Source organism: Paenibacillus sp. 453mf (assembly GCF_900116105.1).
In the GTDB taxonomy this organism is placed as follows: Bacteria; Bacillota; Bacilli; order Paenibacillales; family Paenibacillaceae; genus Paenibacillus; species Paenibacillus provencensis.
Window position 1 is genome coordinate 1,018,857 of record NZ_FPAC01000001.1, and the last position, 11,860, is coordinate 1,030,716.

12 protein-coding genes are annotated in these 11,860 nt (G+C 45.4%); all 12 read left to right on the top strand.

All coding sequences use genetic code 11. The annotated features are described in order from the left end of the window. The first annotated feature begins 9 nt into the window (after window positions 1-9). The 12 genes from rbfA (at window position 10) to BM415_RS05000 (ending at window position 11,788) form a co-directional block, all read left to right on the top strand. Window positions 10-363, top strand: a complete 354-nt coding sequence (gene rbfA / locus BM415_RS04945; RefSeq protein ID WP_091155223.1) for a 30S ribosome-binding factor RbfA — start codon at window positions 10-12, stop codon at window positions 361-363. Between the two features lie 21 nt (window positions 364-384). Continuing rightward, window positions 385-1,362, top strand: coding sequence for a DHH family phosphoesterase (locus BM415_RS04950; protein WP_091155225.1), 978 nt, complete (start codon window positions 385-387; stop codon window positions 1,360-1,362). Further along, entirely contained in the window at window positions 1,359-2,282 is a 924-nt protein-coding gene (gene truB, locus BM415_RS04955; RefSeq protein ID WP_091155227.1) for a tRNA pseudouridine(55) synthase TruB, read from the top strand. The genes BM415_RS04950 and truB overlap by 4 nt, the downstream gene beginning before the upstream one ends. A gap of 57 nt (window positions 2,283-2,339) precedes the next feature. Continuing rightward, window positions 2,340-3,293 carry a bifunctional riboflavin kinase/FAD synthetase gene (locus tag BM415_RS04960; protein WP_091155231.1) on the top strand — a complete coding sequence of 318 codons (954 nt, stop codon included), beginning with the start codon at window positions 2,340-2,342 and terminating at the stop codon, window positions 3,291-3,293. Between the two features lie 152 nt (window positions 3,294-3,445). Beyond that, a complete protein-coding gene (gene rpsO / locus BM415_RS04965) occupies window positions 3,446-3,715 on the top strand; it encodes a 30S ribosomal protein S15 (RefSeq protein ID WP_091155233.1) in 270 nt (89 codons plus the stop codon). Between the two features lie 205 nt (window positions 3,716-3,920). After that, window positions 3,921-6,017, top strand: coding sequence for a polyribonucleotide nucleotidyltransferase (pnp, locus tag BM415_RS04970; RefSeq protein WP_091155236.1), 2,097 nt, complete (start codon window positions 3,921-3,923; stop codon window positions 6,015-6,017). Window positions 6,018-6,197: 180 nt separating this feature from the next. Continuing rightward, complete coding sequence (locus BM415_RS04975) at window positions 6,198-7,181, top strand: polysaccharide deacetylase family protein (protein WP_091159064.1); 984 nt, start codon at window positions 6,198-6,200, stop codon at window positions 7,179-7,181. 77 nt (window positions 7,182-7,258) lie between these two features. Further along, window positions 7,259-8,533, top strand: a complete 1,275-nt coding sequence (locus tag BM415_RS04980) for a M16 family metallopeptidase (RefSeq protein ID WP_091155237.1) — start codon at window positions 7,259-7,261, stop codon at window positions 8,531-8,533. Beyond that, window positions 8,511-8,957, top strand: a complete 447-nt coding sequence (gene dut / locus BM415_RS04985; protein WP_091155240.1) for a dUTP diphosphatase — start codon at window positions 8,511-8,513, stop codon at window positions 8,955-8,957. Before BM415_RS04980 ends, dut begins: the two co-directional genes overlap by 23 nt. Before the next feature lie 148 nt (window positions 8,958-9,105). Beyond that, window positions 9,106-9,990 carry a dipicolinate synthase subunit DpsA gene (dpsA, locus tag BM415_RS04990; RefSeq protein WP_091155241.1) on the top strand — a complete coding sequence of 295 codons (885 nt, stop codon included), beginning with the start codon at window positions 9,106-9,108 and terminating at the stop codon, window positions 9,988-9,990. Window positions 9,991-10,009: 19 nt separating this feature from the next. Continuing rightward, window positions 10,010-10,588 (top strand): dipicolinate synthase subunit B, encoded by a 579-nt coding sequence (locus tag BM415_RS04995; RefSeq protein ID WP_091155244.1) that lies wholly within the window; start codon window positions 10,010-10,012, stop codon window positions 10,586-10,588. Window positions 10,589-10,741: 153 nt separating this feature from the next. Continuing rightward, window positions 10,742-11,788 carry an aspartate-semialdehyde dehydrogenase gene (locus BM415_RS05000; protein ID WP_091155246.1) on the top strand — a complete coding sequence of 349 codons (1,047 nt, stop codon included), beginning with the start codon at window positions 10,742-10,744 and terminating at the stop codon, window positions 11,786-11,788. The last annotated feature ends 72 nt before the right edge of the window (window positions 11,789-11,860 follow it).

An 11,860-nucleotide genomic window follows, 5' to 3' on the forward strand; every position in this document is an offset into this window, starting at 1 on the left:
TGAACACCTATGGCTAAAATTAGAACAGGACGTGTTAATGAGCAGGTAAAGAAAGAACTGAGCTTGCTGATTCAATCCGAGCTGAAAGATCCGCGTATCGGTTTTGTAACGATTACGGGTGTCGAAGTAACGAATGACTTGTCCCAAGCCAAAGTATATTTGAGTGTTCTCGGTGATGAGGAACAGAAGAATAATTCCCTGAAGGCTCTGGATAAAGCGAGCGGTTTTCTTCGCAGCGAATTGGGCAAACGGGTTAGACTTCGTCATGTTCCCGAGTTAATATTCAAGATTGATGAATCCATCGCATACGGAAGCCGCATCGAGAAGCTGCTCACCGAGATCGATAAACCGGATTCTAAATGAAAATGAATAGAGGCGACGGCAATGCAGACTTATGAACAGGCGCTTGAGCAAGGAAAAGAATTTCTTCTCTTGCATGATGACTACCTGGTCGTGTCGCATGTACAGCCGGACGGAGATGCAGTCAGCTCCACCGTTATGGTGGGCTGGCTTCTCTCATGTCTGGGGAAGAAATTCACAATGATTAATGAAGGACCGATACCACAGCGCATGCAGTATATGTGGAATGCGGACCAAATACTTAATGCTTCAACTCAATCCCCGCCGAAGCAGTTTCAACATGTCATATGTGTTGACTGTGCGGATTATGAGCGTGTAGGTAAAGTTACACACTGGTTTGCAGATGAAGCCGATATTCTAAATATTGATCATCATCCAACGAACAACGCTTATGGCAAAGTGAACATTATTAAGGATGATGCAGCAGCAACTGCAGAAATTTTATATGATCTTGTGGAAGCTTGTGGCGTGGCTTGGGATAAGGAAGCGGCGACAGCGGCATATACCGGTCTATTGACCGATACCGGAGGATTCCGATATTCAAGCACGAGTCCAAAGGTGATGAAGATGGCTTCTGATCTGCTTGCACTTGGTGTAAATGGCCCCGTGCTTGCTGAACGACTTCTCGAAGAGATTACATTGGCACAGCTGAAAGTATTGACAAGAGCTCTTAATACATTGTCTATTTCTGAAGATGGACAAATTGCCTGGGTCGTTGTCACTCCTGAAGATATGGCTGAGTGTGGTGCTCTAAATGATGATCTCGAAGGAATCGTTAACTATCCGCGGAATATTCAAGGCGTCGAGGTCGGCATCCTTTTTAAAGTCATCAATGATGAGGCTGCTAAAGTCAGCTTCAGATCGGCTGGTAAGGTGGATGTGGCTGCTCTGGCCAAAGGTTTTGGCGGCGGCGGACATGTTCGCGCAGCAGGGGCTAGAGTTGAAGGTCCATGGCAAGAAACGGTGAATCAAGTAGTAGAACGGGTGAAATCGCAATTATGAACGGATATGAAGGAGTGCTTCCTGTATACAAGCCAGCAGGCTTTACATCACACGATGTCGTAGCGAAGATGCGGGGCATTCTGAAGATGAAGAGGATTGGACATACGGGTACACTAGACCCTCAGGTCACAGGAGTGCTTCCATTGTGTCTCGGAAGAGCAACAAGAGTAGTTGAATACTTGCAAGAGCTTCCGAAGGAATATGAGGCAACACTTCGATTGGGTATTGCAACAGATACAGAAGATATAACAGGTGAGATTATTGATCGAGCTGACCTGGTTGAGGTTACTCCAGAAGAGGTCGAACAAGTCCTGGGACAATTTGTAGGGAAGATTGCTCAGGTTCCGCCCATGTATTCAGCAGTTAAGGTGGATGGAAAGAGGCTGTATGAGCTGGCTCGTCAAGGAAAGACGGTTGAGCGCAAAAGCCGCGAGGTGACCATCCATGAGCTGGAGCTGAAGAAGCTTACAAGCAAAGACGGCTATCCCGAAATTTCATTCCGTGTGCTGTGCTCCAAAGGTACTTATATTCGTACATTATGTGTGGATATTGGCAAGGAGCTGGGTTATCCGTCAACTATGGTAGAGCTCACGAGAACGATGTCGGCGGGAATTCCCTTGGGGCGTTGTCTTAAGATCGAGGAGATTCAGGAATGTGTTAATGAAGGGACTCTGTCCAGTTATCTCATTCCAACCGACCAATCCATTTGGAACATGCCTGCTTACATCCTGGAAGAAGGTTATGAAAAATCCGTGTTTCAGGGAAAAAAGCTGTCTGATACACTCGTGAATCAAAAAATTAATGAGGAAGGATTAATAAGGCTATATTCTGCCAATGAACAATTTCTAGGAATTTTTGATTGGACAGCAGAATCAGGTATAATTACACCTGTTAAAGTGTTTTTACCAGAGCCTTCTTAATATTTTATCTTAATATAGGTTTTATCGTAAAATCGTGGGAATTGCAGGTGAATAATCGTGATCAGAAAGATGTTATCTTTTCCGCTGGCAGAAGGTGTGCTGGATGAACTGTCGAAGCCGCAAGTGCTTGCTATTGGACAATTTGACGGACTCCATCCCGGCCACGCCAGCGTCATACAAACCGCAGTGAATCTTTCCCGGGAGCAGGGAATACAGGCTGCTGTTCTGACATTCCATCCTCATCCGAAAGAAGTCATACGGAAAGGGGATTACCAAGGATATTTAACTCCGCTGAAGGAGAAAGAGGCCATTCTTGAAGAGATGGACATCGATGTCATGTATGTTCTGGAATTCAATGAATCTCTGTCGAATCTATCTCCTGAACAATTCGTGAATCAATTTCTAATCAAACTGGATGTCCAAACAGCTGTTGTCGGATTTGATTTTCGATTTGGCCACAAGGGCGCGGGTGATGAGAACACACTCAGGGAATTAGGGGCGCCTTCCATGAACGTTGTTACTGTTCCGCCGCTCAAGCTGAATGGTGATAAGATCAGTAGTTCCTTTATTCGAAAAGCACTTCATGAAGGCGACATAGATGAAGTTACTCGTATGCTGGGCAGACCATACTCCTTTACGGGAATTGTTATGGATGGAGAGAAGCGCGGCCATACGATCGGCTTCCCAACAGCCAATGTCGAGCCTTCTGGGAATTTTGTTGTCCCTCTTAAAGGTGTTTATGCGGTGTGGGTTACACATGATAATAGGAGACTTCCGGGTGTTATGAATATTGGGGTTAAGCCAACGTTTCACGACAACCGTACCAAGCCTTCCTTTGAAGTACATTTGCTCGATTACAGCGGGGACTTGTATGGAGAAGAGCTGAAGGTTGAGCTTATTCATTTTCTTAGAACAGAGCAGAAATTTTCTTCAATTGATGCGCTGATCGCTCAGATTAAGCAGGATTCGGAAACGGCAAGTCAGCTTCTGTCTGGCGAATCTCAAAACTAGTAATAAATGTGAAGTTTAGATTTACATGAAATAGGCAAGTATGTTATACTAAAAGACGTTGTTAATTAAACAACATAACCTTAGCTTTGGTTGAAGGGCTCTCACCGGCCGCAACGAGGCTAAAGGCGATTATACTGAAGGAGGTGAACAGGATGGCATTGACTCAAGAACGTAAACAACAATTGATCGACGAGCACAAAACTCACGAGTCCGATACTGGATCTCCAGAGGTGCAAGTTGCTATCCTTTCGGAAAACATCAAGAACTTGACTGATCACTTGCGTACGCACAAGAAAGACCACCATTCCCGTCGCGGGCTTTTGAAAATGGTAGGTCAACGCCGTAAGCTTCTTGCTTACGTGAAGAATAAAGACGTTAAACGTTACAGCGCTTTGATCGAGAAGCTTGGATTGCGCCGTTAATCATCGTATATCCTAACAACGACAGCCTGGTTGTCCCCGTCCTCTATGAAGAGTACGGGCTCGCAGCCGGGTTGTTTTGTAGATTGGGCTTCTTTTTATTCATAGTAGACAATGTAGAGATTGTCTAATGCGGTGTTTATGAATCAGCTTCAAGCAGGTAATACTGGATATAACGATATTAATGGAGAAGATAAGGAGGGATCTCATGGAACAACGTGTTGAAATGATGCTTGGTGGCCGAAAGCTCGTTTTGGAGACCGGAAGACTTGCCAAGCAGGCAAATGCTGCTGTGACTGCACGCTATGGAGACACTGTCATTTTATGTACTGTCACTGCTTCTAGTGAACCAAAGGATTTGGATTTTTTCCCGCTAACAGTCAACTATGAAGAAAGGTTGTATGCTGTAGGTAAAATCCCAGGTGGATTTATCAAGAGAGAAGGAAGACCTAGTGAGAAAGCAATTCTTGCAAGCCGTCTGACTGACCGTCCAATTCGTCCGCTATTTCCCGAAGGATTCCGTAATGATGTTCAGGTTCTGAACCTCGTAATGAGCGTGGATCAGGATTGTGAACCTGAAATTACAGCGATGATCGGTACTTCTGCAGCGCTTAGTATTTCCGATGTTCCGTTTAATGGTCCAATTGGAGGCGTAGCTGTAGGTCGTGTAAACGGCGAGTTCGTTATTAACCCTAACATTCAGCAGCAGGAAGCCAGCGACATCTATGTAGTTGTTTCCGGAACGAAGGATGCTATTATGATGGTTGAAGCCGAAGCGAACGAAGTGCCTGAAGAGGTTATGCTCGAAGCGATCATGTTTGGTCATGAAGAGATCAAAAATATTGTTGCTGTTATTGAGCAGCTTGCTGCGATGGCTGGCAAAGAAAAAATGCAGGTTAAACTGCATACTGTTGATGAAACGGCAAATAAAGAAGTGCGTGATTATGCGGCAAGCCGTCTGGTTGAAGCAGTCCGTATAGAAGAGAAGCATGCAAGACAGGATGCGATTGATGCTATTAACGATGAAACGGTTGCTTTCTTTGAAGAGAAGTACATAGAAACTCCGGAACTGCTCAAAGACGTGAAAGAAATTCTTCACGACATCGTTAAAGAAGAAGTTCGTCGTCTAATTACACACGATAAGGTTCGCCCAGATGGACGAGCACTGGCTGAGATTCGTCCAATCGACTGCGATACAAGTCTGCTGCCTCGTACGCATGGATCTGGTTTGTTTACTCGTGGGCAAACTCAAGCACTCAGTGTATGTACGCTTGGAGCACTTGGAGATGTTCAAATCCTGGACGGTATCGATCCGGAAGAGACTAAACGCTTTATGCATCACTACAACTTCCCTCCGTTCAGCGTCGGAGAAGCAAGACCGCTTCGTCCTCCGGGTCGTCGCGAGATTGGTCATGGTGCGCTTGGTGAGAGAGCTCTCTCCAAAGTTATTCCTCCAGAGTCGGAATTCCCATACACGATCCGTCTTGTATCCGAAGTAATTGAATCTAACGGTTCTACTTCCCAAGCAAGTATTTGTGCGTCAACGCTTGCCATGATGGATGCAGGGGTGCCGATCAAAGCGCCAGTTGCTGGTGTAGCTATGGGTCTGATCAAAGATGGGGAGCATGTATCCATCCTGACAGACATTCAAGGTATGGAAGATCACCTTGGTGATATGGACTTTAAGGTTGCGGGTACAGCTGAAGGTGTAACTGCGATTCAGATGGATATCAAGATTGATGGTATCGACCGCGGAATTTTGTCTGACGCGCTTACGCAAGCAAGAGAAGGACGGATGCATATCCTGGGTAAAATGATGGAGGCGATCCAAACGCCTAGAGAAACACTTTCTCCATATGCTCCTAAAATTCTCACGATGTACATTAATCCGGATAAGATCCGTGATGTCATCGGTGCAGGCGGTAAAGTAATCAATAAGATCATTGAAGAGACAGGTGTTAAGATTGACATCGAGCAAGATGGTCGTGTCTTTATTTCTTCTGCCGATCAAGAGATGAATGATAAAGCCCGTGCCATCATTGAGGGCATTGTACGTGAAGTCGTTGTAGGCGAGATCTATGTCGGTAAAGTAAAACGCGTTGAGAAGTTTGGTGCATTTGTGGAAGTGCTCCCTAACAAAGAGGGATTGGTTCACATTTCCCAACTATCGACAGAGCGTGTTGCCAAGGTGGAAGATGTCGTTGCAGTCGGTGATTCTATCACCGTTAAGGTAACGGAGATCGATCAGCAGGGACGTATTAACCTTTCGCGCAAAGCGGTATTGACAGCTGAAACGAAAGCCTAACATCTAATTGCTCTTAAAGAGAGACAGAACTCGAATTCTGGCTCTTTTTTTGAAGCATTGGAGTCCAAATTTTAAAGCAGATATTATACGAACGCCATTCCGGCGTTTTTTTTGTACATATTGGAACCGCTGCCGTCATAAAATGGGACAAATGAGGGGCGGGGGGTTAGACGTGTGAAGATGCAACATAAAAAATGGGCTGTCGTCATCGCTAGTACGTTAGCTGTGGTTACCATTGGACAAGCCACGGGCATTACGAATCATTTTCCACTTTATCGGAGTGTAAATACTGAGGATGCTTTCGATATGTACGTGAATGCGGTCCCTGAGGACGAGCTGAAGAAGCAAATTGAAGAAAAGGCAGCAGAGTATAAGGTACCACCTATTGACGCCAAGGTTGATCGGGTCTGGAAGGCCATTCCTGGATATAACGGAATTGAAGTGGATGTTCAGGCTACTTACCTTCAGGCACGTTCGAATCCGAATGCAGTCTCCATACCTTTAGTGTATAAGCAAATCCCTCCAAAGGTGTCGCTCGATGACTTGGGGGCTCAGCCGATTTATCGTGGAAATCCGGAGAAGAAGATGGCTTCCTTCATGATAAACGTTGCATGGGGAAACGAGTATATCGTTCCCATGCTGGATATCCTTGATGAGTATAAGGTAAAGGCTACGTTTTTTCTCGATGGGAGCTGGCTGAAGAAGAACGAACAAATGGCCAAGGAGATACAGAAGAGAGGACATGAACTGGAGAATCACGCCTATTCACATCCGAATATGAGCCAGCTGACGAGTGAGAGAGCTGAACTTGAAATATCGAAGACCAAGTCACTCCTTCATGAAATGCTTGGTGTGGAGAACAAATGGTTTGCTCCCCCTTCCGGAGATTATGATCAGGAGACGGTGGAGCTCGCAAGGCAGCAGGGCTTGAAGACCGTCTTGTGGACTATAGATACCGTTGATTGGAAGAAGCCGAGTCCAGATAGTGTGGTGGCCAAGATTACTAAAGGGGTTGAGCCAGGCTCACTTATTCTGATGCATCCGACAGCATCCTCAGCCGCGGCTATGCGAGGGATGATTGAAGGGATTACGCAAAAAGGGATCAAGCTGGGTACGGTTAGCGAAACCTTGTCTTCTGAGAGACTGGATGTACCGGAAAGTTGAGTGAAGCCGTTTTTTTTGGTAGGATTAATGCTGTCGATCGTTATTAATTTTTAGGAAAAAGCAATGGAGGGCCAATCGTGAAAAAAATAGTACTTAGTAATGGCCTAAGAGTGGTCATGGAGCAGATTCCGACCAGCCGATCGGTATCCTTCGGTATTTGGGTGAAGACGGGTTCTCGTAATGAGGATGATTCAATAAATGGAGTGTCACACTTTATCGAGCATATGCTGTTTAAAGGAACAGACCGTTTTAATGCTAAGGACATAGCTGAGCAGTTCGATGCCATCGGCGGTAATGTCAATGCGTTCACTTCCAAGGAGTATACTTGCTATTATGCAAAAGTATTGGATGAGCACTTGCCTATCGCTGTTGATGTGTTGTCAGATATGTTCTTCCACTCCAAATTTGACAGTGAAGAGCTAGTGAAGGAGAAGAACGTTATTCTCGAAGAGATCTCCATGTACGAAGATACGCCGGATGATATGGTGCATGATCTTATCTCCCTGGCTGCTTATGGAGAGCATTCATTAGCTTATCCGATATTAGGTACGGAAGAGAAGCTCAGTGCGATGAACGAGTTCAGCCTGCGTTCCTATATGAAAGAGCAGTACACTATCGAGAACACCGTCATTAGTTTAGCTGGAAACATTGACGAGGAGAGCACGCTCGAGCTGCTTGAGAAGTTTTTTGGCTCTTTTAATGTACATAGCCCGTCTGATCAGTCTGGGATTGAGGTTCCTGATTTTAAAGGTAATCTGCTGTTTCACAAAAAGAAAACAGAACAGAATCATATTTGCCTGGCATTTCCCGGATGTTCAATCCATGATGACAAGCAGTATGCCATGGTACTCATTAATAATGCAATCGGCGGCGGAATGAGTTCACGTCTGTTTCAAGAGATCCGTGAGAAGCGCGGACTCGCTTATTCTGTCTATTCGTATCATAGTGCGCATGCAGATAGTGGACTATTTACGATCTATGCGGGTACAGCGCCTAAGCAAACAAAGGAAGTCATGGACCTGACAAGAGAGATTTTGCAGGATCTAGCTGAGAATGGGCTGACTGAGGATGAGCTGCGCAAAGGGAAGGAACAGCTGAAAGGCAGTCTCATTTTAAGTCTGGAAGGTACCGGAAGTCGTATGAATCGAAACGGTAAGAATGAACTGATGATAGGCAAGCATCAAACGCTTGATGAAATTATCGCCAAAATTGAGCAGGTTTCGATGGATGATGTGAATGCTGTTCTGGATCGAATGTTTGCACACCCTTATGCTCTTGCTATGGTAGGAGCTTCGGATCGTGCGTTTGCATCACTTAGGAGGGACGATTTTGTCAATACACGTACAAATTAAAAAAATGCCTGGAACCGAAGATATTCCGCTTCCGATGCAAATGTCTGAGCTGGCCGCCGGGTTTGATTTATATGCCGCTGTTGATGAGGAGACGGTGCTGAAGCCGGGAGAAAGAGCCTTAATTCCTACGGGATTTGCGATGGCAATTCCTGCAGGCTACGAAGCACAGATTCGGCCTAGAAGCGGTCTAGCCTTCAAACATGGGATAACTTGTCTTAATACACCCGGCACGATTGATGCTGATTATCGGGGAGAGGTTAAGGTTCTCCTTATTAATCTTGGTAACGAGCCATTCACGATTGCACGTGGAGAAAGAGTAGCTCAAATGGTCATTCAGGCTGTACCTCAAGTCATTATTGCAGAGGTTTCCGAGCTGTCTGAAACGGTGCGCGGTGCAGGCGGATTTGGCCATACAGGTAAATAGAAGAAAGTGAATTGTGAAGCCGCTCTAACTGAGAGCGGCTTTTTTTGTGCTTTAAGCGAAATATGCAAAATCCTGGGTTTTGAATCACCAGGGCGAACTTCACGGCATAAGATGACAACGTAAAGTCGTAGAAAGGAGTGACATCCTGATGTTGACCGGATTACGGATCGTCGTTCTAGGCGGAGATGCACGTCAGCTAGAGGTCATTCGTCGCTGCGCTGAGCTTGATGCGTCGGTTAGTATTGTTGGTTTTGATACGCTACTGCACATCCCGGAGGGAGCGGTAAAGGAGGAATTGAATGAACATCTCCTCACTTCTGCAGATGTAGTAATATTGCCCGTTGTAGGGTGTGATGATGAAGGAAATATTCAAGCCAAATATGCCGCAGAAGGAACCGTTCTTCAATTAACACCTGAACTAGCAGGAGCACTTCCTGTACATAGTTCGGTCTTTACAGGAATAGCGAAGCCGTATTTGAAGGAGCTGTGCAGCAACCATAATTTGCGTCTAGTGGAACTGCTTGAACGGGATGATGTCGCCATTCATAATTCAATCCCAACTGCAGAAGGCGCGATCATGATTGCGATTCAGAATACAGATTTTACGATTCACAATTCGGCAGCACTAGTGCTGGGTATGGGACGTACGGGATTTACCATGGCTAAAACATTGCAGGGACTCGGTGCCGATGTAAGGGTGAGTGTAAGACGTGAGGAAGATGCAGCCAAAGCGTCGGTGATGGGCCTAAAGCCTTTCCTGACAAGGGATTTAGCGAATTATGCCGGGGAGGCCGACTTGATTTTTAATACGATACCGTCTATGATTATCACAGCACAAATCCTGTCCAAAATGAAACCTAAATCGTTAATTATTGATCTGGCCTCAGCGCCTGGAGGGACCGATTTCCGCTATGCGGAAAAGCGCGGAATCAAAGCGATGCTCGCTCCTGGGCTCCCTGGCATTGTTGCTCCCAAAACAGCTGGTGAGATTATCGCAAACTCGATCGTCAGTTTGCTGCTTTGTGATCAATAATGAACGGAGGAATTAGGTTATGAATTGGCAGGGAAAAACGGTTGGTTATGCGATTACAGGTTCACATTGTACTTTTGAAGAGGTTATGCCTGTCGTTAAGCGGTTTAAAGATGAAGGTGCGGATGTTGTGCCTATTATTTCAAATACGGTGCTTACAACGGATACCAGGTTCGGTACGTCCGAAAGTTGGCAAAAACAGTTGAAAGATATAACAGGTAATGATATCATTTCTTCAATTGTTGAAGCTGAGCCTCTGGGACCGTCCAAAAGGCTTGATGTATTGGTCATTGCTCCTTGTACAGGAAATACCACTAGCAAGCTCGCTAATGCGATGACGGACAGTCCAGTGCTTATGGCTGCCAAATCCCAAATGCGGAATCAGCGCCCGGTCGTTCTCGCAATTTCAACGAATGATGGACTTGGTTTGAATGCAGCGAATATTGCCAAATTACTTGTAGCCAAACATATTTACTTTGTGCCATTTGGGCAGGATAATCCACAAGCGAAACCAAATTCGCTCGTCGCTAAGATGCATTTGACCCCTGAAGCAGCTTATGCAGCTCTTGAAGGAAGACAAATGCAGCCGATCCTTATGTGAAGCGACAAGCGTTATGTTAATTCACTTCACGAACGAGAGGTATCGCAAGATGCCTTTTTCGGGGTGTAAATATACCGGGAAATCCGGCTGATGAAGAAAGAGTCATAACAAAGCACTTTCGTTAGTCAGTAATCAAAGGGGAGATACACTATAATGAGCAATCAAAAGTTTAATGTGGCTGTCGTGGGTGCGACGGGAGCAGTAGGAGAACAAATTATCGGTCTACTCGAGAAGAGAGATTTTCCGATTAATAAGCTTAAGCTGTTGTCTTCCAAGCGCTCTGCCGGCTCCACGATTAACTTTAGAGGCCAAGACATTACAGTAGAAGAAGCAACCCCTGAAAGTTTTGAAGGAATCGAAATTGCACTCTTTAGTGCGGGCGGTGATGTAAGTAAGGAGCTAGCTCCTCATGCTGTTCGTCATGGTGCAGTTTGTATCGATAACACCAATGCTTTCCGTATGGATGAGAATACACCGCTTGTTGTACCTGAAGTTAACAAAGAGAAGATCAGCGAGCACAACGGCATTATTGCTAATCCTAACTGTTCTACAATTCAAATGGTAGCCGCGCTTAAGCCGCTGTATGACCGCTATGGTATTTCTAAAATTATTGTATCCACATACCAAGCTGTCTCGGGTGCCGGCAGCCGTGCCATTGATGAGATGCTTCGCCAATCGAAGGCTGTACTGTCTGGTGATGAGGTTAATCCGGATATCCTTCCAGTAGGATCGCTCCCAGTGAAGCATCAAATTGCTTTTAACGCAATTCCACAAATTGATAAGTTCCAAGATAACGGCTATACATTAGAGGAAATGAAAATGGTTCGTGAAACCAAAAAAATCATGTCGGATGATGCACTCGGGGTTACAGCGACATGTGTACGTATCCCGGTTATTTATGGTCACTCCGAATCGGTATATGTAGAACTTAAAGAAAATTATGATCTAGAAGAAGTAAAAGCACTGCTGGCAGAAGCTCCTGGAGTCACTCTTGTAGATGACCCGGCAAATCAGCAGTATCCCCTTGCGACAGATGCAGCTGGCAAACCTGATGTGTTTGTAGGCCGCCTTCGTCGCGACTTGGGGAATGAAAATGGACTGAATATGTGGATTGTATCGGATAATCTTCAAAAAGGCGCTGCATGGAACGCTGTGCAAATCGCCGAAATTATCGCATCTGAACGCTTAAGCAAAGCCTAAGTTTTCATTCCATTTGTTTTACGTACTTTCTTTCAGCTTAAGTCTTCTTGATATACAAATGGAGGAATACAT

Coding starts and splice junctions, on each gene's coding strand:
- truB (WP_091155227.1), top strand. CDS start 1,359: ATGAACGGATATGAAGGAGTGCTTCCTGTATACAAGCCAGCAGGCTTT.
- dpsA (WP_091155241.1), top strand. CDS start 9,106: ATGTTGACCGGATTACGGATCGTCGTTCTAGGCGGAGATGCACGTCAG.
- pnp (WP_091155236.1), top strand. CDS start 3,921: ATGGAACAACGTGTTGAAATGATGCTTGGTGGCCGAAAGCTCGTTTTG.
- BM415_RS04995 (WP_091155244.1), top strand. CDS start 10,010: ATGAATTGGCAGGGAAAAACGGTTGGTTATGCGATTACAGGTTCACAT.
- rpsO (WP_091155233.1), top strand. CDS start 3,446: ATGGCATTGACTCAAGAACGTAAACAACAATTGATCGACGAGCACAAA.
- BM415_RS04975 (WP_091159064.1), top strand. CDS start 6,198: ATGCAACATAAAAAATGGGCTGTCGTCATCGCTAGTACGTTAGCTGTG.
- BM415_RS05000 (WP_091155246.1), top strand. CDS start 10,742: ATGAGCAATCAAAAGTTTAATGTGGCTGTCGTGGGTGCGACGGGAGCA.
- rbfA (WP_091155223.1), top strand. CDS start 10: ATGGCTAAAATTAGAACAGGACGTGTTAATGAGCAGGTAAAGAAAGAA.
- BM415_RS04950 (WP_091155225.1), top strand. CDS start 385: ATGCAGACTTATGAACAGGCGCTTGAGCAAGGAAAAGAATTTCTTCTC.